Below are 20,636 nucleotides of genomic sequence, written 5' to 3'. Positions count from 1 at the left end.
GCCCTTTTGCTTATGTCGCTTTCACCATCGATATCGTTAGCTATTTGGAATTCTTTTGCCTGTTTCAAGGTCGAAACTGATACACGCGTCATCCAGTTGAACCACCCGAGGAGTCAGTATGTTGTTGGATAACAATCGCCGTAACCCCAGTGACATCAAGCCTTCTGAAATCACCCCCATCGAAGTTTTCAAACAGCGGCGTATCCTGCTTAAAGCGGCAGGTGCAATGACCACCGGCTTGTTGCTACCACTGCACGCAAAAGCCGCTGCAGCCACGCTGGCTGCGCAAAAAACTGCCTATGGCCAGGAAGAAAAACTGACCAGCTATGAGGATGTCACTAGTTATAACAACTACTATGAATTTGGCACTGGCAAAGAAGACCCGGCGCGCGAGGCCGTGCTGTTTAAGCCTTCGCCTTGGACCATAAAAATTGAAGGCGCAATCAAACAACCGAAAACGCTCAGTATTGAACAACTACTCAAATTAGCCCCTCTGGAAGAACGCATATACCGCATGCGTTGCGTAGAGGGTTGGTCTATGGTCATTCCCTGGGTAGGCTTGCCGCTCAAAGCGTTGATTGACTGGGCCCAGCCCACCGGCAATGCCAAATATATAGAATTCGTTTCTTATAATGACCCGCGCCAGATGCCTGGCGCACGCGTACCTGTGCTTGACTGGCCATATATTGAAGGCTTGCGCATGGATGAAGCGCTGCAGCCCTTGGCGATTCTGGCGGTGGGTTTGTATGGCAAAGTGTTGCCTAACCAGAATGGGGCGCCTGTGCGCCTGATAGTGCCGTGGAAATATGGTTTTAAGGGCGCCAAGGCCATTAGCACTATCCGCTTTGTCGAAAAAATGCCGACCACCACCTGGGTGAAGGCCGGTCCCCGTGAATATGGCTTTTATGCGAATGTGAACCCGCAAGTCGATCACCCACGCTGGACGCAGTCTTCAGAAAAACGCATAGGGGCGGGTTTGTTTGCTGGGCGGATCAAAACCAGGATGTTCAACGGTTATGATGAAGTAGGGCAGTTATACGCCGGTATGGATTTAAAAAAGAATTTTTAAGGCTTTGATCACGCGGCAGGCTATATTGCATCCCCTTTTTTAATGACACCCTCAATCTCACGCTTATTCAAAAGCCCTGCGGCCAAAATCCGCGCACTGAAAGTGCTGATCTGGCTAGGTGCCTGCCTGCCGCTATTACGCTTGTTGATCCTGGGGCTGACAGATGGTCTGGGTGCAAACCCGGTAGAGTTTATCGAACGTTCCACCGGCACCTGGGAACTGGTGTTTTTGCTGCTCTCTTTAAGTATCACGCCCTTGCGCCAGTGGACCCAGCAATCATGGTTGATCGCTGTGCGCCGTTTGCTAGGCTTATGGATGTTTGCCTATGCCTGTGTGCATGTCCTGACTTATCTGTGGCTGGACTATAGCTTTGACTGGTCTGATATAGGCAAAGATATAGTCAAGCACCCCTATGTGCTGGTAGGGGCTTCTGCTTTCCTGTTGACTTTACCGCTGGCTGCCACCTCTAACCAGCGAGCGATCCGCGCTCTCAAGCAGCGCTGGAAAAGCCTGCATAAGCTGGTCTATGTGATCGCGGTGCTGGCTTTATTGCATTTCTGGTGGCTGGTCAAAAAAGATGTGACTGAGCCTGTCATCTATAGCGTGCTGTTTGCCGGGTTAATGGCGGCGCGCTGGCAGCTGGCGTTGAATCAGCGACGGTAACGCTAGGTTGCGCATGCTGATTCAAAGGATTTAAACGCTTGTGTGATTGCCATCACAGTCATTTTCTTCTCTATTCGTGCTTGACATCACTAGCGCTTTTAGACACATTATCGTAAATATAAAGAGAGCCATGCTTTATGGGGGACTCTCACTAATAATTCTTTGGGGTGTGTGATTTTAACGACCGACAAGTAGCGGGTTGCTTGGTTGCCGGCTGTTGGATTTTACACTGCGGTTGTGAAGGTATGTGATGTCAAAAGTAATACTCGAGCCCAGCGCATTCGTTCTGGCGAATCAGGCGCTCGCCAGCACGTTTGAAAGATGGCAATCCACGACGGACCCCTCTGGTTTTGGGTTAGCAGCAGAAACCGATCAGCAGGGGAAATGTGTAGCCCTATTGTTTTTTAATCGGGCCGATATCCCTGTGCCTGAATTTGCGCCTGAGCTCACAGTCCAGGCCATCACCTCGGTATGGCAGTGTTTACCTCCCATTACGCATGCGCCTTTGCAAGGCATGCTCGCGCAGCCTTTGCCTGGTATTAGCCAGCGCACCATACAGCTCGCATTACAAGACAAGCAGAATCGCTGGCTGGAATGTATCACGCATGATTTTTCCGATCATGCAGGCAAGCAGCGGTCTTTATTGCTGGTACGCGAGATTACCCATGAACACCAGGCAGTGCAGGCATCGCAACAAGAAAAACTGCGCGCGATCGCTTACGAGCGCTTCCAGTTCTCTATGCTGGAACTGGTTCTTAAAGAACCGGATGCAACGCGGGCGCTGGAAACCATTGCGCGTGATATCGAAACCCTACATACGGATATGTATTGCGCCATTGTGCTGACGCAAAACCTGGGGAAACTGGTGCAAACAGTGATTGCACCTACCTTGCCGCAGACCATGCTCGAAACTTTGCGGCAGCTACAGCTGGAAACAGATCATGGGTCACTGGCGACTTCAATCGCCATGAAACAACGCGTGATTGTCGACGATGTAATGACGCATCCTTACTGGGTGAATCACCGCGAGACCGCGCTAGCCTCCGGCATTCATGCAGGCTGGGCCGAACCCTTACTGACTGCCGATGGTGACATTCTCGGCGCACTTGCCATTTATTACCGCCAGCCGCAAACGCCGACTGCCATTGAGCAATCCATGATTGAACAGGCCGCCAAGTTAATCAGCATTGTGGTCGATCGGCACTTGTCACAGGACACCATGGAAGCCCTGGCTTACCTTGAGCCGGTGACCGGCTTACCTAACCGCAGGAAAGCCTATGAAGTGTTGCAACGGGTGCAATTACAGCCTGCGACAGGCCAGCACTGGGGTTTGATCTATCTCGATATAGATCACTTCAAATGGATTAATGAGGCGCACGGTCATGCCTTGGGCAATCGCTTGCTACAGCAGGTCGCCGAGCGGCTGCAAAAAGTGGCTAAACCCCATTTTTTGGCGTGTATGGGGGGCGATGAGTTCCTGATCCTGCTGTCCGGCCTTGCCAGTGAAGCCGATAAAGCCATGCAACAAGTGTGGGTGCTGCAGCGAAAACTGCAAAAGATATTTGAACGTGCGTTTAAAGTGGATAGCCAGAAGCTGCAAATCACCTCCAGCATGGGTTTATCCAGCTTTAACAGTGTAGATGCACGTGACACCGACTTTGTGAAAGCGGTAGATATCGCCATGCACAGAGCCAAGCAGGCAGGGCGCAATACCGTGTGTGTGTATGAACCCGGCATGCAAACAGAAATCGCCACCCAGGTGATGCTGGAAGCCGACTTGCGCCTGGCGATAGAACAGCAGCAACTGGCGTTGCATTACCAGGTACAGGTTGACCATACAGGCCGGCCGTTCGGCGCCGAGGCATTATTGCGCTGGCAGCATCCTGCGCGGGGCTTTATTTCACCATTGCAGTTTATCCCGGTAGCAGAATCCAGCGGGCTCATTATTGATATCGGTATGTGGGTGCTTGATCAGGCCTGCGCCCAGATTGCAAAGTGGCAACATGCACGAAAAACCAGTGACCTCAGTTTATCGGTGAACATCAGTGCGAGGCAGTTCAGGCAGGCCAATTTTATTTCCATGGTCAAAGCCTGCATCCAGAAACACCAGATCAATCCGAATGCGTTGCGCCTGGAACTCACAGAAAGCCTGTTGTTAGAAAACGTGGATGACGCCGTGAGTATCATGACCGAGCTTAGCCATATCGGTATCCAGTTTTCACTGGATGACTTTGGTACCGGCTATTCTTCGTTGCAATATCTCAAAAAATTACCTTTATACCAGCTCAAGATCGACCGTTCATTCGTCAATGATATCGTCACAGACAGCCATGACCGTACCATCGTACGGACGATTATCGCCATGGCACAAAGCATGTATCTCAGCGTGATTGCCGAAGGGGTAGAAACGCAGGAACAGATGGAGTTGTTATTGAATAATGGCTGCCGCCGTTATCAAGGATATTTGTTTGGCAAACCCATGCCTATTGCGCAGTTTGAAGCTTGCCTAGAGCAAGTGCCACAATAAGCAGGGGTGTTATGGGTTAGTGGAGACGACAGCAGGAACAGGTGTTTCTGCCTGTGGTGCATTCACCGGTGCCTCCAATGCCTCAGCCGCTTTTGGCAGAATCTCAAGCTGTGTCGTATTGGTGTTGTTAGCTGCCTGTTGCGCATTGCTTTCAGCCGTCAGAATACGGATGATGATGCGGTTATTCACGGTTTGCGCCAAATTGTTTTCACTGCTGGAAGCAGGTTTGGTATCGGCCAGGCCGATTGCGGATAAGCGTTTGCTACTCACGCCACGCATGCCAAGGATGGCTGCGACACGCGCAGCCTGAGTGGCGGTTGTTTCCCAGCGTCTGGCTTCAGGGTTAGCGTCATCGCTATACATGTGGCGATCAATATGACCCTCTACCTGCACAGTGCGATATTCGTCTTTTAATTGCTCACCAATCAATTTGATCACATAAGGGCCTTCATCAGAAAGCGTCGATTGATCTGCCTTGAACAATAAGCCACTTTGCAAGGCGATATCGATGCCGAATTCACCCTGGTGGATAGAAAGTTTTTTTTGTTCTATCCATAGTGAAAGCACGTTAGCCAGCTGTTGACCAATGGCGCGCATCTTATCCAGGTCACGCTGCTTTTTTTCCTGGTATAGATAATTGAGCGGCAGTGGTTTAAGTTTCGCACTCTGGTTTTGTAACGAGGCAGGCGTATCGGTACTCATGGTAGGCGTTTGGCCGGGTTTACCCTGAAAAGCCGTGACCACTGAACTGGAGAGCGCCTGGTATTTATTCAGGTTGATGCTGGAGGTGGCGTACATGACCACAAAAAAAGCGAATAACAGGGTGATGAAATCCGCATAGGAAATCAGCCACCTGTCGTGGCTGTCATCGTCATCATCGTGGATCTTGCGCCGGTACATTACGACTCCCCGAGGCGCAGATAGGCTTCCAGGCGTTCACTCACCAGTTTGGGGTTATCACCTCTGGCGATAGAGACCCAGGCATTCAGCAGCATTTCACGGCGTGAAATTTCATGCTGTATATGTCCCTTTAATTTATTGGCAATCGGCAGAAAAACCAGGTTAGCCAGCGCAACGCCATAGATAGTGGCAACGAAAGCCACCGCGATGCCGCTACCGATTTTGGCCGGGTCCGACAAATTTTCCATGACATGGATCAGGCCGAGTACGGCGCCGATAATGCCCACAGTTGGCGCATAGCCACCGGCAGCAGACCAGATCTTGGCTGCATCACGTTCCTGTACTTCAAAGTAATACATATCAATGGCACATACTTCGCGGATGCGGTCGGCAGGGGTGCCATCGACTAATAACTGCAAGCCTTTGCGCACAAAGGGGTCTTGCTCGCGCTTGATCTGGCTTTCCAGCGATAACACACTTTCCTTACGTGCTTGCTGGCTCCACTGGTTGATACGCTGGGCCAGTTTGTGCCTGTCATCTTCAGGATGCACGAATACCCAGCGCAACATGCGCAGGCCTTTGAGAAATGTCTTGAGTTCGCTTTGCAGCAATACCGCGCCGGTGGTGCCAAACATCACGACCATAAAAGCGGCTGGCTGCATCAGTGATTTAAGGTGGCCACCCTCCAGGGTTTGCCCCAGCACCAGGCCAGCGAGCGCAATGATCAGCCCTGCAAGGCTGCCCCAATCCATTACGATACTCCGGTCCAGGATTTGTCGCGCATGGACGCACGCAAGCGCGCCACGGCCTGGCTATGCAGCTGGCATACGCGCGATTCCGAGACATTCATGATGGCGCCTATCTCTTTCAGGTTCAGTTCCTGTTCGTAGTACAGGCCCATCAGCATTTTTTCGCGTTCCGGCAGATGGTCAATCGAGTCGATCAATGCCTCACGGAAATCGCTTTCCAGCAGGGATTTGACCGGGTCATTGCTATCATCATCAACAAAACGGTCCAGGAAGTGTTCGCCACCGCCATCATCGTCATGAAAGTCTTCGTAATAAATGAGCTGGTGACCCTGACAGTCGCTCAACACATCATAGTAGTCTTCAAGACTGAAGTTCATGTGTTTGGCGATTTCGGATTCGGTAGGCGGGCGGCCTAATTTTTGTTCAAGCTGTTGCACCGCCACTTCGATATCGCGCATGTTTTTGCGGATACCGCGTGGCAGCCAGTCGGCACCACGTAATTCATCCAGCATGGCACCACGTACCCTCTGTGACGCGTAGGTTTCAAATTGTGCGCCATGCGTATCTTCATAACGCTGGATCGCATCCATCAGGCCTATCATGCCGGCCTGTACCAGGTCATCGACTTCCACGCAGGAGGGCAATTTGGATTTCAGCTGGTAGGCCATTCTTTTGACCAGGCCACTATGCTGCTTCAGCATCTGGTCGGTATTGTTGGTTTTGCCTTTAGCGGTATACATGTTTTCCCTCTTTACTCTAGGCAGCAGCCAGTGACGACGTGGTTAAACGTTGTTGATCCAGGCTTCTGGCAATCGCTTTAAATGCCATGGCAGATTGCGTTGCTGGGGTTGATTCCACTGCAAGACGGTTTTTTAAACCATAGGCTGGCTTGGCCTGAGCCTGTTGCATCAGTTTGCTATCGGGAATGGCGCCAAGAAAACTCAGCGAAACGCCCAGAAACTGCTGGCAGACCTGGTTCAGGCGCATAAAGTATTGCTGGCCTTGCTCATGATTGGCATCTGTGACGACCACACTTAAAGGCATCTGGCCATGCTGCTGGCAAATCCGCTTGATCGTGGTGTAGGCTGATTTAATGGCTGCATCATGGCGCTCCATCTGGATCACCAGGGTATGCTGGGCCATCACGGGCAGGGCTAATGTCTGGTCACTCGGGTCTAATAATGCTTCAATCATCACGGTATCGTAGTCATACGCAAGTTGGTTCACTATACCGTCGAGCTCAGTTTTTAAATCGCCGGATAAGGGCGATGTTAATACGTTAGTTTCAGTCAGGCTCGCCAGATCGTAACCTTGCGGATGTTTGACCACAGCACGGCTGAGAATGCTTTTGCGTTGTGCGACTGCTTGCAAGGTGTATTTAGTCATTGGCCGCTGGTTGGCCTGGATCAGCAATAATCGTTTGCCGGGGCTGACCATGCTGGCGGCCAATTGGCTGAGCCAGTGATCAGCAGGCTGGCCATTTGCCGCCATGACGCTGATGATGCGTGCGGATGACCTGGCCATGATACGGCGCAGGCCATCGGCCTGGTCATGGTAATTAAACATGATGCTGCTCTCCCTGCGCCTGCATCATGCTCGAAATCACCAGTGGTAACTCTTCATCCAGGTATTGGTAAGGCAAGCTGGCTTGATGCGGCGTTAACACTCTTTCAACCAGGGCGTGTTTATTCGCCACTTCAATATCTTCCGGCACACGTTGGCCGCCAGTGGTGTAGTACAGGCGCATGCGCTCACGGATCAACACATCCAGCACGTTGCCAATGGCAGCGGCTTCATCGAGTTTGGTCACAATGCAACCCGCCATGTCATGCTTTTTATAGCTGCGCATCACATCGGTCAATGTTTCACCGGTAGAGGTTGCGTTCAGGCACAATAATTTCTGGATAGGCGTTTCAGCGCGGCTCAGCATGGAAAGCTGTTCAGTCACTGCCTGATCACGCTGGCTGACACCGACAGTGTCAATCAGGATCATGTGTTTGCCTTTCAACTCATTGAGTGCGATTTTCAGGTCTTCTTCATCCTTCACTGCATGCACCATCACGCCTAGGATCTTGCCGTAGATACGTAATTGTTCGTAGCCGCCAATACGGTAGCTGTCAGTGGTGATCAGGCCCAGGTTCTGTGTGCCGTGTTTCATCACATAACGTGCCGCCAGTTTGGCTGTGGTCGTTGTTTTACCTACACCAGTAGGGCCAACCAGGGCATACACACCGCCTTTGTCCAGCAATGCATCTTCATCATCCAGCGTATGCAGGTTGCGGCTGATGACTTCTTTCGCCCACATCGGTGCCTTGTGCACATCAATATGCTGTGGCATTTTTTCTGCAATCTGGCGTGACAGCGCGGCGCTAAAGCTGGCAGAGAGCAGGGTGCTCAATACTTTTGATTTAGCCGGACTGTGTTGCAAATGATGTTGCCAGGTCATGGCACTCATCTGCGTTTCAAAGTTGCTGCGCATATGACGCATTTCCTGCATCATGGTGAGCATTTTTTCTTCCAGCGTTTGCGTGGCAACCTGGTAGGCTTGCTCCTGCTGCTCGCTATGCTGTTTAAACATATCCATCATCATGTGATCAGTGCTCGCAGTCTCTTCTACCACAGGCTGAGCCATCATCGGTTTGGCAACAGGCGCTGGTTCGGGCATGCGCGGCTGGGCTCTGGCAGGCGTGACGCCTTGGCCATTGACATAGTCCAGCAGGCTGCGCGCAGCATCATTCGGAGAATCAGAGGACTGCTTGCTACCGGTGTTTTCAATATCAGTTTCAAGCATGGCCATGATCTCAGTGCCGCCATTGACGCTGCGGTTCGCAACGATAATCGCGTCTTCACCTAAGGCCTGTTTCACTTGAGCCAATGCTTCACGTGCATTCTTGCCAAAAAATCTTCTGATATTCATGTTATTGCGCTCCGATTAAGCTGGTCACTCGTATTGATTTGTTGTCTGGCAACTCGTCATGCGACAGCACTCTGAGATGCGGGACAGTCCTTCTTAAAAACCTTGATAAAGCCTGGCGCAGCGGGGCGGCGACCAGTAATACCGGTGTCAATCCCATTTGCTCCTGTTGTCTGGCAGCCACTTCTGTCTGTTGAGACAGTTTTTCAGCGATGCCAGGTTCAATCACGCTTTGTGCGGATTGGTTGTTTTGTAATGCTTGCAGCAGCAAGCGTTCCAGTTGGCCATCCAGCGTCATGGCAGTCACTTCGTCGCTGTAAGGGAACAAGTCCTGTACGATGGCACGCCCAAGTTTGACACGCACCATCGCAGTAAGATCATTCGCATCCTGACTATATTGCGCATGGTCTGCCAGGGTTTCCAAAATAGTGCGCATATCGCGGATGTGTACACCTTCGTTCAATAAATTCTGTAATACTTTTTGCAGCGAAGACAACGTGATCAGCTTAGGCACGATCTCTTCAATCAGTTTGCTGGATTCTTTACCCAGGTGATCCAGCAGTTGCTGTACTTCCTGGCGGCCCAGCAGTTCACCGGCATTCAGTGAAATCACATGGTTGAGGTGGGTGGCAATCACGGTACCTGCATCCACCACGGTATAGCCCAGACTTTGTGCATACTCTTTACGCTCTGATTCTATCCAAACTGCTGGCAAACCAAATGCCGGATCAGTGGTTTTTGTACCATCCAGTTCGCCAGTTACTGCGCCCGGGTCAATCGCCAGCATCTGGTTAAAGTTGGATTCACCACTCGCCATCTCTACACCTTTCATGGTGATGCGATAGGCATTCGGTTTTAATGTCAGGTTGTCACGGATATGCACGGTCGGTGCCAAAAAGCCGATTTCCTGCGCGAATTTCTTGCGGATACCTTTAATGCGTTTCAGCAGTTCACCGCCTTGCGCTTTGTCCACTAGCGGGATCAGGCGGTAGCCTACTTCCAGGCCGACAGTATCCACTGGCAATACGTCGTTCCAGGTGGCTTCTTCTGCTTCGCTGGCCGGGGCCAGTTTATCTTCCGGTTGCGGCTCAAGAATGGCTTGCTGTTTGGCTTTTTCCTGCTTTTGTTTCACTGAATAAGCCAGGCCGCCAAGCAAAGCGCCTAAGCCCAGGAAGGCCAGATGTGGCATGCCAGGAATCAGGCCGATACCGCCGACAATGCCAGCGGTCACGCTTAATACGCGTGGGTCCTCAAACAACTGGGTGATCAACTGGCCACCGATGTCTTCGTTGTTGGCTACGCGCGAAACCACCACACCGGCTGCGACAGAGATGACCAGTGAAGGGATCTGTGCCACCAGGCCATCACCAATCGCCAGCAAGGTATAGTTTTTAACGGCATCGCCAAAGCTCAGGTCATGTTGCACCATGCCGACGATCAAGCCACCGACGATGTTGATGATGATGACCAGGATGCCGGCAATCGCATCACCACGTACATATTTACTGGCACCGTCCATCGCGCCGTAGAATTCGGATTCCTGGCTGACTTCTTTACGGCGGCGGCGGGCTTCGTCCTCACCAATCAGGCCGGCGTTGAGGTCAGCATCGATCGCCATTTGTTTACCTGGCATCGCATCCAGGGTGAACCGTGCACCGACTTCAGCAATACGGCCAGCACCTTTGGTGATCACCGTGAAGTTGATAATGGTCAGAATCACAAACACCACGATACCCACAGCGTAATTACCGCCGATCAGGAAGTGGCCAAACGCCTCGATCACTTTACCGGCCGCATCCGGGCCGGCATGGCCTTCAGTCAGCACTACGCGGGTAGAAGCCACGTTGAGCGCCAGGCGTAGCATGGTGGTCATCAGCAATACGGTAGGGAAGGCGATAAAGTCTAGCGCTTTAGTCGTTTGCAGGCCTATCATCAGCACCAGGATAGACAATGCGATATTAAAGGTGAAAAACACATCGAGCACGATGGCCGGCAGCGGCAGTATCATCATTGCCAGCAGCAATACAACAATGAGTGGTGCGGCGACTGCGCGACCGTCCAGTTTTCCCATCATTTGTTGCCAGTTGTTCATCTATAAGCTCCTTAAACCTGCTTTAATTACTCAATATCTGTTGCGCTAGGCGGCGTTGCCACCAGAGCGTGTGGGTCCAGCGCATCCGGCACCGGCACATTGTCTGGCATAGCAGGGCGCACGCCACCATGTTGCTTGAATACGCGCAGCTGAAACACATAAGCCAGGATCTCGGCCACTGCTGCATATAAGGCTTGCGGTATTTCACTTTCCAGTTCTGTATGTGCATGTAAAGCACGGGCCAGCTTGGGAGACTCCATCGTCATGACGTTGTGCTCTGCTGCAATCTCTCTGATCTTCAAGGCGATGGCATCCATGCCCTTGGCGACAACGATAGGTGCGCCGGTTTCGCCTTCTTTATATCTGATAGCCACTGCATAGTGCGTCGGGTTGGTGATCACGACATCGGCAGTCGGGATATTGCTCATCATTCTTCTGCGGGCCATTTCGCGTTGTTGCTGACGGATGCGGCCTTTGACTTCCGGGCTACCTTCCGCTTCCTTGGCTTCGTCCTTCAATTCCTGCTTGGTCATCTTATGCTTTTGCGCATATTGATAAAGCTGGTAGGGCACATCGATCACCGCAATCAGCACTAGCGCAGAGGCAATGGTCAAAAAACCAGTCACCATATAATCGCTCACAGCACTGATGCCGGATTCAAGAGGCATTTCAGACAAGCCCAGCATAGGCTGCAAATCTTTTTTCACGATGGAGTAGCCAACAGAGGCCACCAGGATGGTTTTCGCCAGCGACTTCACCAGCTCAACAACAGAGTTCTTGGAAAACATGTTGCTGATGCCTTTAATCGGATTCAGCTTGCCAAAATTAGGCATAAGTGATTTTTGCGACATCACCCAGCCACCCACCAGGATCGGTGAAGCGATAGCCACAGCCACCATGATCAGCGCCAACGGCAGGAAAGCCCACATCACTTGCTCGATGACTTTAAGCAGGTGTGTGATGAGCAGTGCCGGTTCAAACGCCAGTGCCCGGTCAAATCTCAATCCTTGTCTCAACACGTTTTTCAATGCTTCACCCATCGGGCGGCCAAGCATCATGATGGCCATACCGGTTGTGAACAATACTGCACAGGCAGCCAGTTCACGTGAGCGGGGAATGTCGCCGTCTTCGCGTGCCTTCTCCAATCGCTTGGGGGACGCGTCCTCGGTTTTCTCCATATCGCTGTCATCAGCTGCCATATCACTCACTTGTGGGGTTCAGGAACACGACGTGCGTTCCGTGACATGAGTGATTATTCAGCAGTACCCCCCTTTTTTATAGTTCGAATAAAGGGACTTATTGACCGCAATCCAATCATTATGAATTCTGTTTTGTTAACAAGTGCAAATATTTAAATTATTTTTAATTTAAAAACAATGACTTATAAAATAAATGAATTATTTTTAAACGAAACCCTAAAGTTTTAGTACAGGCCGCCGTAAACGAGTTATGACAAAAAGTGCCCGTGTATTTGATTTCATGCAGCCAGAACAGGCAAAAAACGGCTGTTAACGGAATACAACGGGAAAACTTTAATTATTTATTGAATTGAAAGGAGCAGGCGACTGCGAGAATAGCCATATATTTATTCTAGTTAAACATTAAATAAATATCATAACCATTTGTTTTATATGGTTGTGTGTTGTGCCATGCCGGGTTTTGTAAGACAAACACCTACATGGCTGTTTTCGTCCGTCTTACAAAATTAACCGACAAACCCTGATTGTTGGTATCCATGAATGCGCGCAAAGTACGCCTAACGCAAATGCGTACTTAAATTGAACCGCAAATAAATGGAGAAAAGATCATGAATGTCATGCAAAACGATTTACTCGCTGAAATCAAAGATGCCAATCTGAACTACCTGATGCTGGCACAACAACTGATCCGCTCTGACAAGGCCACTGCAATTTTCCGTTTAGGTATCAACAAGGAAATTGCTGACCTGCTGGAAAACCTGACCAACCTGCAACTTCTCAAACTGTGTAACACAAACATGCTGCTGACACGCTTCCGTTTTGACGACAGCGAAATCCTGGGCATGTTGACTAGCTACACTAAAGATCCTGCGCAAGCACACTTGCACACAGCGGTACTGATGTCCGCCCAAGCAGCTGAATCTAACGTATAAGTAGTCATTCCCATCTGGCGATAAAGAATAGAAAAGAGGGTTTATCATGCAAAAGAAGAGTGTAGTTAACGAAGCAGAACAAATTAAACTGGCCATGCAAATGATTGAGCTGGGCGCACGGTTACAATTACTGGAATCACAAACCACTTTATCTCGTGAGCGTTTGATCAAGCTCTACAAAGAGATGAAAGGTGTTTCACCTCCTAAAGGTATGTTGCCATTCTCTACTGACTGGTTCCTGACCTGGCAGCCAAATATTCACTCTTCCATTTTCTACAATATCTATCGTTTCATGGTGGATTACGCAGGGGTTGAAGGCATACACGCGATCATCAAAGCCTACACACTGTATATGCAACAAGTGCAAAACCCGGATGGTGGCCAGATTGAAGAGCCTATCTTGTCCCTGACCCGTGCCTGGACCCTGGTACGCTTCATTGAAAGCAAAATGCTGACAACTAAAGTCTGTCATTGCTGCGGCGGCCAATATATCGTCAACAGCTACGATCTGAACCAGAATTATGTGTGCAACCTGTGCCACGTACCTTCACGTGCCGGTAAAACCAAAAAAGCCAAAGAACTCAGCTACAAACTGGTTTCAATGTCAGCTTAATGGTTGAATAAATTAGTGACTGGCAGGTTGGAACTAGTACAACCTGGTATTTAAAGAAAGACTCATCATGCGTTCTAACAAACTTTCGGCAGGGGCGTTGCAGCAATATGTAATGGAACAACGTCTCCTGTCCCCTAAGTTATGGATGCAGAAAATAATGCCGCGCAAATTATGGTGCCAGGCATTGCTGATACAGTGTTTGAGTCTGCTGTTGATTGCGGGCGTCGCGCCTGGCGTAATCAACAGCGTATTCGCTTTTGAGTTACGCAATGTGGGCCTGCCACTGGATTCCATCTGGTTCTGGCTGTTTCCGCATGCATTACTGGTCAGCATCATGGCCAGGGCTATCCGTATGCCAGTCTGGTGGCGGTGGATCCATGTGGTTTTCCCACTCGCTGTGATCTGTATGCAGCAAATTGCACTACCCGCTATCGTTTACCTGGCCGGTTTCGTCATCACCCTGGCGCTATACTGGTCAGTGCACAATACCCGTGTACCTTTTTACCCGTCTTTCCCCGCAACCTGGCGTGCCATGCACAATATCCTTGAGCAACATGCTGGCGAACAGCCTTTGCGTGTGCTCGATATTGGTAGTGGCCTCGGCGATGTTTCCCTGTTTTTATCCAAACAACGTACGCAAGACCAGATAGATGGGATTGAAATTGCGCCTTTGCCGTGGCTGGTCAGCGTGATCCATGCGACTTTCACTGGCAGCCGTGCCAAATTCACGCTGGGCGATTACCGCCAGACCGACTTCGCAACACTGGATGTCGTCTTCGCTTACCTGTCGCCAGCCGTGATGGCGGATGTCTGGCAAAAGGTACAGCAGGAAATGCGCCCGGGCAGCCTGTTCATCAGTTCCGAATTCCCGGTGGTTGATGTCACCGCTGCGCGTATTATCTATCCTTCAGCAAGCTCCCCCGCACTTTACGTATACACCTTGTAACACTGCATATATGCAGTGGCATATGCCCGCCCTCAGGCATAGGCGATTGTTCATACCTCACTCAACCGCATTAGTCAGTTTGGCACTGCAAGCTAATTAGCCTGCTAAATCCCTTTTATTTGCAACATTGAAACGGGGTGGCGATTGTTATGCTATCCATATTCAATGCTAAAAGTGGAGTAGGGCATGTTCGTTATTATTGGGTATGTAGTCGTTTGCGGCATGATTTTCGGCGGTTATGCGCTGGCAGGCGGTCATTTGGGCGCGCTGTGGCAGCCACTGGAAGTCATGATGATTTTTGGTGGTGCGTTTGGTGCGTTTATTGTCGGTAACGATAGTAAAGCCATCAAGGCCACTGTTAAAGCTTTGCCGACCTTGTTCAAAGGCTCCAAATACTCCAAGCAACTGTATATGGATCTGCTGGCCTTGTTGTTTGAGATCCTGACCAAAATCCGCAAGGATGGTTTGATGGCCATTGAAAAAGACATCGAAGACCCTGAGTCCAGTGCTTTGTTCAGCAAATACCCCAATATCCTGCATGACCATCACCTGGTCGAATTCATCACTGATTACCTGCGGTTAATGGTGTCCGGCAATATGGATGCCTTCCAGGTAGAAAACCTGATGGATAACGAAATCGAGACCCACCATATGGAAGGCCATGTGCCAGCCCATTGTATTGCCAAGCTGGGTGATGGCTTGCCAGCGTTTGGTATCGTTGCAGCGGTGATGGGCGTGGTGCACACCATGGAGAACGTGGCATTGCCTCCGGCTGAGCTGGGTATCCTGATTGCGCATGCCCTGGTGGGTACTTTCCTCGGCATTCTGCTGGCCTACGGTTTTGTGGGCCCGCTTTCCGGCCTGCTGGAACAGAAACTGGAAGAATCCAGCAAAAGCTTTCAAACAGTCAAAGTGGTATTGCTTGCCAGCCTGAACGGTTACGCCCCACCGATTGCCGTGGAATTTGGCCGTAAAGTCTTGTACTCCACCGAACGTCCTGGTTTCACCGAGCTTGAAGAGCACGTGAAACAGGCCAAGTCGAAATAATTAACGCAGTTATTGAATCAGCGTATCGCTGGAGAACCTCATGGCAGAAGATCGTGTTGCCCCGATTATTGTAAAAAAGATCAAGAAAAGCGGCGGCGGCCATCATGGCGGCGCCTGGAAAATCGCCTATGCTGACTTCGTGACAGCGATGATGGCGTTTTTCCTGCTGATGTGGTTGCTAGGCTCCACCTCGAAAGCGCAAAAAGAAGGCATTTCAGAATATTTCCAGACACCATTGCACGTGGTGTTGATGGGCCCATCCGTCGGGCAAAGTGATTCAGCCCTGAAAAACACCGGTGGCAAGGACGTGACCAAGAAACAAGGGCAGGTGAAGCCAGTGGATGGTGACCCCGGCAAGCTGAAAATGGTCAAGATCGAAGATGTGAAAGAGGCTTTGAAAAAGGCTGAGAAGATCAAACTGGAATCGCTGAAAGCCAAAATCGAACAGGCGATTGAAGAAAACCCGACCTTAAAACAATTCAAGTCACAGTTGAAACTGGATATCACCAGTGAAGGCTTGCGCATCCAGATTATTGATGAACAGAACCGCCCGATGTTTGAGAACGCCAAAGCGGAGTTGCAGCCTTACGCCAAACTGATTTTGCGTGAAATCGGTAAAACACTGAATGGCGTTGATAACAAAATCAGTTTATCCGGCCACACCGATGCGGCTGGTTATGCCAATGGCGATCATGGTTACAGTAACTGGGAGTTATCGTCAGACCGTGCCAATGCCTCACGCCGTGAGCTTATTTCCGGCGGTATGGATGAAACCAAGTTGATGCGGGTGGTAGGCCTGGGTTCGGCCATCATGATGGATAAGGAAAATCCGTTTAACCCGATCAACCGCCGTATCAGCCTGATCGTGATGAATAAGGAAACCGAAGAAGAGCTGTTGAAAGACAATGACCAGATTTCTGCCAGTGAAAATGACTTGTCGCAGGTGAAATCGTTACAGAATCATCAGGAAAAAGCAGTCGAAGAGAAATAAACGTTGTATCAAGAAGCCCAAGAAATAAGCGATGTTTATGATGCTTATTTCTTGATTGGAAAGCAGGGGAATCAGGCAAGATAGGACCACTATGAAAACATTGCCCATCGAAGAGTTAAGGGAGTTATTGGCTGCAGTTTCTCGCCATGGTGACCGGCATTTACTGGAAATCGAAACCGATTTACAACAAACCACCTTTTTGCTGAATGAAGCGATTGAAAAACTCAGCACCAGTTTCATGAACGTGCATGCCCAATTAACGGAGCAGCAAGCCGTGATCAAGTTACTGGCTGAATCTGGCAAGTTACACCCTGATGTGGTGCAACAGTTGCAGGTATTTGAGGACAACATTGGCAATGAGGTGAATAAAGTTGTGACCGGCATGCAGTTCCAGGACATGACCAACCAGCTATTGCAACGCACGATCAATCGTGTCAATGGCTTGAAAACATTATTGCAAGAATTATCCAGCCACCAGTTTCCGATGGCGGCGGATAACGAGCATGAGGAAATCAGACGTTTCATCATGCAACTAAACCAGAATTTTGACCAGGGTAGCCACCACCTGACTGGCAACTTACGCAAGTCAGTGAATCAGCAAGACCTGGCGACCGGTGATATCGATTTATTCTAATCACAGCACGTTTAACATATTGAGTGAAAAAGGCGAGTGAAAATGGCGAAGACAATTTTAACAGTAGACGATTCAGGTTCTTTGCGTCAAATGGTAGCGTTCAGTTTGAAAGCTGCTGGCTATGATGTGGTGCAGGCCGTGGATGGACAGGATGGCTTGAACCGGGCCAAGGAAAAGACCGTTGACCTGGTATTGACTGACCAGAACATGCCGGTGATGGATGGCCTGACGCTGATCTCCAATCTTCGTAACCTGGCCTCTTACCAAAAAGTACCTATCCTGATGCTCACTACCGAGTCATCAGATGAAATGAAAGCAAAAGGTAAAGCGGCTGGTGCCAATGGCTGGCTGGTGAAACCTTTTGATCCTAAACGTTTAATCGAAGTCGTACAAAAAGTGATCGGTGCTTAAGTGCCCTGGTTAAGGGACTGGAGAAAATAATGACAGTGGATATGAGCCAGTTTTATGAGGTGTTCTTTGACGAGGCTGAGGAGTTACTCGCCGAAGCAGAACGCCTGTTGCTTGAAATCAATGTGGATTCACCGGATATCGAGGAGCTGAATGCTATTTTTAGGGCAGCCCACTCAATCAAAGGTGGCGCGGCGACCTTTGGTTTTATGGACATGACAGAAATCACGCATGTACTGGAAAACCTGCTCGATAAAATTCGCAAGCAAGAAATGGCACTGACCGTTGAGCATGTGGATGCTTTCCTGGCTGCTAAAGATGTGATCAAAATGCAGGTGGATGGCCACCGTAATGGCTCAGATGTAGACCCTGAGCAAGTGAGTGATGTCTCTGCCAGATTGAAATCATTGTCCGAAGGCACCGCAGTGGCTGCACCAGCAGCTGCTACAGCGCCGGAACCAGTGGCCGCATCTGTGAATCAGCCAACACTGGCATTAACACTCTCAGCAGAAGAACAAGCGCAGGGCCTGCAGTTATATGACGTTGGTTTGCCCGACGTGACTGAAAAAGATTTAGGCAACCTGAAAGATGAATTGGAATTGCTGGGTGAAGTGGCTGTGTATCAGCGTGCCGACAATCGCCATGCCTTGCTGATCAAAACAGATTCCAGCACCGATGATATCGTGTCTATTTGCTCATTCATCGTTGACCCGGATGCGTTGGTGATTCAAGTCGCAGGCGCAACGGCAGCTGCAGAAACGCCAGCGGCACCAGTAGCAGCTGTGGCTGAAACAGAGCCCGCAGACCCTGGATATGGCTTTTTTACCAACGATGCAGCTACACCGGCACAACCCGCGACACAGGATGGCAAGATCGCCGTCGCTGAAGAAGTGGGTTACGGCCTGTTTAGCAATAATGGTGAAGAGACTCAGGAAGAAGGTTACGGTTTCTTTGCGCCGTTCAAACCACATCCGGATGCACCAAAAGCACAAATGATTGGTGATGATAATGCTGCTGCGGCATTGGCAAAAGCCTCTGCCGAAGCTGAAAGCACTGCCGTCGCCAATGCACCAGCGCCTGAAGTCAAAGACGAACGTCGTGCGCAAGCGCGTCGTGAATCCGACAAACCAGCGGCACAGAGTGCTGAAACCAGTTCGATTCGTGTTGGCATTGAAAAAGTGGACCAGCTGATCAACCTGGTGGGCGAGCTTGTGATCACACAAGCCATGATTGAACAACGTGTGAATGCACTGGACCCGGCCGATAACGAAGGCCTGATTAATAGTGTTACCCAATTAACCCGTAATACGCGTGACCTGCAGGAATCCGTCATGTCTATCCGTATGATGCCTATGGACTTCGTGTTCTCGCGCTTCCTCGTATGGTGCGTGACCTGGCAGGTAAATTAGGCAAAAAAGTGGAATTTGTCACCAATGGTGCCACCACCGAGCTTGATAAGAGCCTGATTGAACGTATCGTAGATCCGTTGACCCATCTGGTGCGTAACAGTGTAGACCATGGCATTGAAAAACCGGAAACCCGTCGTGAGATGGGCAAATCTGAAATCGGTGTCTTGACCTTGTCTGCAGCGCATAAAGGCGGCAGCATCGTCATTGAAGTCACCGATGATGGCGGCGGTTTGAACCGTGACCGTATCCTGGCCAAAGCCGCTTCAAATGGCTTGCCTGTGAACGAAAGCATGAGTGATAGCGAAGTCTATAGCCTTATTTTTGCACCTGGCTTTTCAACCGCTGAAGTGGTCACCGATGTCTCAGGCCGCGGCGTCGGCATGGACGTGGTCAAACGTAACATCAGCGCCATGGGCGGCAATATCGAAATCCGCTCGGCACTGGGTTATGGCACAACGATTTCCATTTCGTTGCCACTGACCCTGGCGATCCTGGATGGTATGTCCGTCTCGCTGGACAAGAGCCTGTATGTGGTGCCACTGAACCTGATTGTCGAAACCTTGCAACCACGCGCCGAAGACCTGAAAACCGTCACTGGCGAAGGGTTGATGGTGCATGTGCGGGGCGAATATCTGCCTATCATTGCATTGCATGCCTTGTTTAACCATCCTACCGAGATCACAGACCCGACTGAAGGTGTATTGCTGATCCTGGAAGCGGATGGCAAAAAATCTGCATTATTTGTCGACCGCCTGGTAGGGCAGCAACAAGTAGTGATCAAGAGCCTGGAGACGAACTTTAAACGCATTCCAGGCGTATCCGGCGCCACCATCATGGGCGATGGCTCAGTGGCCTTGATCCTTGATGTGCCAGCGATCACCCAGATGGGGCAAACAACGAATTATGTAACAGGCGGTCGGTCATTTGCCGACCAGGATTATTCCAATTTAAAAAATCACATCAATGCATAAGGAGCATATGCAATGACTACAACAGAAATGACTAACAATCACGGTGCGGGCAATGCTGGCAGTATCAGAACAGCTGCTGGCGAATACCTGACCTTTGTATTGGGCAATGAACAATACGGCATCGAGATCCTCAAGGTTCAGGAGATCCGTGGCTATGATGCAGTGACACAGATAGCAAATATGCCTCCTTTTATTAAAGGCGTGATCAACCTGCGCGGCAAAATCGTGCCGATTGTCGATTTACGCATTAAATTCAAGCTGGGCAAGGTGGAGTACAACGAATTTACCGTTGTGATCATCCTCAATTTAAACGGTCGCATCGTCGGTATCGTGGTGGATGGTGTGTCTGACGTCCGCGAATTACGCGACGAGCATTTGCGCGAAGTGCCATCACTGGTCACCCGCATCGATACAAAATATATCGTTGGCTTAGCCACCATTGAGCAGGAAATGCTGATCCTGGTGGATATCGAGAAATTGATGACGAGCAACGAAATGGAATTGATGGACGCTGCGGTGCATTAACAGCACTTTTCAAATAACAAAATAGCGACATCGGAACAGGCACTTCT

18 protein-coding genes and 1 pseudogene are annotated in these 20,636 nt (G+C 50.2%); 12 read left to right on the top strand and 7 right to left on the bottom strand.

All coding sequences use genetic code 11. The annotated features are described in order from the left end of the window. Positions 1 to 118: 118 nt before the first annotated feature. From msrP to ACTS9Y_RS13690, 3 genes are all read left to right on the top strand, one after another. Positions 119 to 1,069 (top strand): protein-methionine-sulfoxide reductase catalytic subunit MsrP, encoded by a 951-nt coding sequence (gene msrP, locus ACTS9Y_RS13700; protein WP_442586481.1) that lies wholly within the window; start codon positions 119 to 121, stop codon positions 1,067 to 1,069. 42 nt (positions 1,070 to 1,111) lie between these two features. Continuing rightward, a complete protein-coding gene (locus ACTS9Y_RS13695; protein WP_442586480.1) occupies positions 1,112 to 1,732 on the top strand; it encodes a sulfite oxidase heme-binding subunit YedZ in 621 nt (206 codons plus the stop codon). 250 nt (positions 1,733 to 1,982) lie between these two features. Further along, positions 1,983 to 4,259, top strand: coding sequence for a putative bifunctional diguanylate cyclase/phosphodiesterase (locus ACTS9Y_RS13690; protein ID WP_442586479.1), 2,277 nt, complete (start codon positions 1,983 to 1,985; stop codon positions 4,257 to 4,259). Between the two features lie 9 nt (positions 4,260 to 4,268). Here the strand turns inward: ACTS9Y_RS13690 and ACTS9Y_RS13685 are convergent, their stop codons facing one another. Genes ACTS9Y_RS13685 through flhB form a run of 7 tightly spaced genes read right to left on the bottom strand, consistent with a single transcriptional unit; the run spans position 4,269 to position 12,113 of the window. Next, positions 4,269 to 5,159: a flagellar motor protein MotB gene (locus tag ACTS9Y_RS13685; protein ID WP_442586478.1), complete on the bottom strand. Its 891-nt coding sequence runs from the start codon at positions 5,157 to 5,159 to the stop codon at positions 4,269 to 4,271. Beyond that, a complete protein-coding gene (locus tag ACTS9Y_RS13680) occupies positions 5,159 to 5,911 on the bottom strand; it encodes a flagellar motor protein (protein ID WP_442586477.1) in 753 nt (250 codons plus the stop codon). Before ACTS9Y_RS13680 ends, ACTS9Y_RS13685 begins: the two co-directional genes overlap by 1 nt. Beyond that, complete coding sequence (locus tag ACTS9Y_RS13675; RefSeq protein ID WP_442586476.1) at positions 5,911 to 6,648, bottom strand: RNA polymerase sigma factor FliA; 738 nt, start codon at positions 6,646 to 6,648, stop codon at positions 5,911 to 5,913. The genes ACTS9Y_RS13680 and ACTS9Y_RS13675 overlap by 1 nt, the downstream gene beginning before the upstream one ends. Positions 6,649 to 6,664: 16 nt before the next feature. Then, positions 6,665 to 7,474 (bottom strand): MinD/ParA family ATP-binding protein, encoded by an 810-nt coding sequence (locus ACTS9Y_RS13670; protein WP_442586475.1) that lies wholly within the window; start codon positions 7,472 to 7,474, stop codon positions 6,665 to 6,667. Continuing rightward, entirely contained in the window at positions 7,467 to 8,825 is a 1,359-nt protein-coding gene (gene flhF / locus ACTS9Y_RS13665) for a flagellar biosynthesis protein FlhF (RefSeq protein WP_442586474.1), read from the bottom strand. The genes ACTS9Y_RS13670 and flhF overlap by 8 nt, the downstream gene beginning before the upstream one ends. A gap of 1 nt (position 8,826) precedes the next feature. Further along, positions 8,827 to 10,914 (bottom strand): flagellar biosynthesis protein FlhA, encoded by a 2,088-nt coding sequence (gene flhA / locus ACTS9Y_RS13660; protein ID WP_442586473.1) that lies wholly within the window; start codon positions 10,912 to 10,914, stop codon positions 8,827 to 8,829. 26 nt (positions 10,915 to 10,940) lie between these two features. Further along, positions 10,941 to 12,113 (bottom strand): flagellar biosynthesis protein FlhB, encoded by a 1,173-nt coding sequence (flhB, locus tag ACTS9Y_RS13655; protein ID WP_442586472.1) that lies wholly within the window; start codon positions 12,111 to 12,113, stop codon positions 10,941 to 10,943. A 608-nt stretch (positions 12,114 to 12,721) separates the two neighbouring features. Here flhB and flhD point away from each other — a divergent pair. The 9 genes and pseudogenes from flhD to ACTS9Y_RS13610 all read left to right on the top strand — a co-directional run bounded on the left by flhD (position 12,722) and on the right by ACTS9Y_RS13610 (position 20,589). Continuing rightward, positions 12,722 to 13,045, top strand: a complete 324-nt coding sequence (gene flhD / locus ACTS9Y_RS13650; protein ID WP_379029762.1) for a flagellar transcriptional regulator FlhD — start codon at positions 12,722 to 12,724, stop codon at positions 13,043 to 13,045. Between the two features lie 46 nt (positions 13,046 to 13,091). Then, complete coding sequence (gene flhC, locus ACTS9Y_RS13645) at positions 13,092 to 13,658, top strand: flagellar transcriptional regulator FlhC (RefSeq protein ID WP_442586471.1); 567 nt, start codon at positions 13,092 to 13,094, stop codon at positions 13,656 to 13,658. 67 nt (positions 13,659 to 13,725) lie between these two features. Next, positions 13,726 to 14,604, top strand: a complete 879-nt coding sequence (locus ACTS9Y_RS13640) for a class I SAM-dependent methyltransferase (protein WP_442586470.1) — start codon at positions 13,726 to 13,728, stop codon at positions 14,602 to 14,604. Between the two features lie 186 nt (positions 14,605 to 14,790). After that, the gene (gene motA / locus ACTS9Y_RS13635) at positions 14,791 to 15,651 is read left to right on the top strand and encodes a flagellar motor stator protein MotA (protein ID WP_442586469.1); all 861 of its coding nucleotides are present in this window, start codon (positions 14,791 to 14,793) and stop codon (positions 15,649 to 15,651) included. Positions 15,652 to 15,691: 40 nt separating this feature from the next. Continuing rightward, positions 15,692 to 16,642 (top strand): flagellar motor protein MotB, encoded by a 951-nt coding sequence (gene motB / locus ACTS9Y_RS13630; RefSeq protein ID WP_442586468.1) that lies wholly within the window; start codon positions 15,692 to 15,694, stop codon positions 16,640 to 16,642. Between the two features lie 91 nt (positions 16,643 to 16,733). Continuing rightward, positions 16,734 to 17,276 (top strand): chemotaxis protein, encoded by a 543-nt coding sequence (locus ACTS9Y_RS13625; RefSeq protein WP_442586467.1) that lies wholly within the window; start codon positions 16,734 to 16,736, stop codon positions 17,274 to 17,276. A gap of 42 nt (positions 17,277 to 17,318) precedes the next feature. Beyond that, positions 17,319 to 17,687 carry a response regulator gene (locus ACTS9Y_RS13620; RefSeq protein WP_379055762.1) on the top strand — a complete coding sequence of 123 codons (369 nt, stop codon included), beginning with the start codon at positions 17,319 to 17,321 and terminating at the stop codon, positions 17,685 to 17,687. Between the two features lie 29 nt (positions 17,688 to 17,716). Next, a pseudogene (gene cheA, locus ACTS9Y_RS13615) lies at positions 17,717 to 20,064 on the top strand (chemotaxis protein CheA). A gap of 12 nt (positions 20,065 to 20,076) precedes the next feature. Beyond that, positions 20,077 to 20,589, top strand: a complete 513-nt coding sequence (locus ACTS9Y_RS13610) for a chemotaxis protein CheW (RefSeq protein WP_442586466.1) — start codon at positions 20,077 to 20,079, stop codon at positions 20,587 to 20,589. The last annotated feature ends 47 nt before the right edge of the window (positions 20,590 to 20,636 follow it).

The sequence above is a fragment of the Methylophilus sp. genome (genome assembly GCF_052173275.1).
GTDB lineage: Bacteria > Pseudomonadota > Gammaproteobacteria > Burkholderiales > Methylophilaceae > Methylophilus.
Note: the sequence above shows the minus strand (reverse complement) of the source record. Positions and strands in the feature narration are given on the sequence as shown.

What these genes read in the sequence shown, in the direction of transcription:
- msrP (WP_442586481.1), top strand. Translation starts at nt 119, where the DNA reads ATGTTGTTGGATAACAATCGCCGTAACCCCAGTGACATCAAGCCTTCT.
- ACTS9Y_RS13695 (WP_442586480.1), top strand. Translation starts at nt 1,112, where the DNA reads ATGACACCCTCAATCTCACGCTTATTCAAAAGCCCTGCGGCCAAAATC.
- ACTS9Y_RS13690 (WP_442586479.1), top strand. Translation starts at nt 1,983, where the DNA reads ATGTCAAAAGTAATACTCGAGCCCAGCGCATTCGTTCTGGCGAATCAG.
- ACTS9Y_RS13685 (WP_442586478.1), bottom strand. Translation starts at nt 5,159, where the DNA reads ATGTACCGGCGCAAGATCCACGATGATGACGATGACAGCCACGACAGG.
- ACTS9Y_RS13680 (WP_442586477.1), bottom strand. Translation starts at nt 5,911, where the DNA reads ATGGATTGGGGCAGCCTTGCAGGGCTGATCATTGCGCTCGCTGGCCTG.
- ACTS9Y_RS13675 (WP_442586476.1), bottom strand. Translation starts at nt 6,648, where the DNA reads ATGTATACCGCTAAAGGCAAAACCAACAATACCGACCAGATGCTGAAG.
- ACTS9Y_RS13670 (WP_442586475.1), bottom strand. Translation starts at nt 7,474, where the DNA reads ATGTTTAATTACCATGACCAGGCCGATGGCCTGCGCCGTATCATGGCC.
- flhF (WP_442586474.1), bottom strand. Translation starts at nt 8,825, where the DNA reads ATGAATATCAGAAGATTTTTTGGCAAGAATGCACGTGAAGCATTGGCT.
- flhA (WP_442586473.1), bottom strand. Translation starts at nt 10,914, where the DNA reads ATGAACAACTGGCAACAAATGATGGGAAAACTGGACGGTCGCGCAGTC.
- flhB (WP_442586472.1), bottom strand. Translation starts at nt 12,113, where the DNA reads ATGGCAGCTGATGACAGCGATATGGAGAAAACCGAGGACGCGTCCCCC.
- flhD (WP_379029762.1), top strand. Translation starts at nt 12,722, where the DNA reads ATGAATGTCATGCAAAACGATTTACTCGCTGAAATCAAAGATGCCAAT.
- flhC (WP_442586471.1), top strand. Translation starts at nt 13,092, where the DNA reads ATGCAAAAGAAGAGTGTAGTTAACGAAGCAGAACAAATTAAACTGGCC.
- ACTS9Y_RS13640 (WP_442586470.1), top strand. Translation starts at nt 13,726, where the DNA reads ATGCGTTCTAACAAACTTTCGGCAGGGGCGTTGCAGCAATATGTAATG.
- motA (WP_442586469.1), top strand. Translation starts at nt 14,791, where the DNA reads ATGTTCGTTATTATTGGGTATGTAGTCGTTTGCGGCATGATTTTCGGC.
- motB (WP_442586468.1), top strand. Translation starts at nt 15,692, where the DNA reads ATGGCAGAAGATCGTGTTGCCCCGATTATTGTAAAAAAGATCAAGAAA.
- ACTS9Y_RS13625 (WP_442586467.1), top strand. Translation starts at nt 16,734, where the DNA reads ATGAAAACATTGCCCATCGAAGAGTTAAGGGAGTTATTGGCTGCAGTT.
- ACTS9Y_RS13620 (WP_379055762.1), top strand. Translation starts at nt 17,319, where the DNA reads ATGGCGAAGACAATTTTAACAGTAGACGATTCAGGTTCTTTGCGTCAA.
- ACTS9Y_RS13610 (WP_442586466.1), top strand. Translation starts at nt 20,077, where the DNA reads ATGACTACAACAGAAATGACTAACAATCACGGTGCGGGCAATGCTGGC.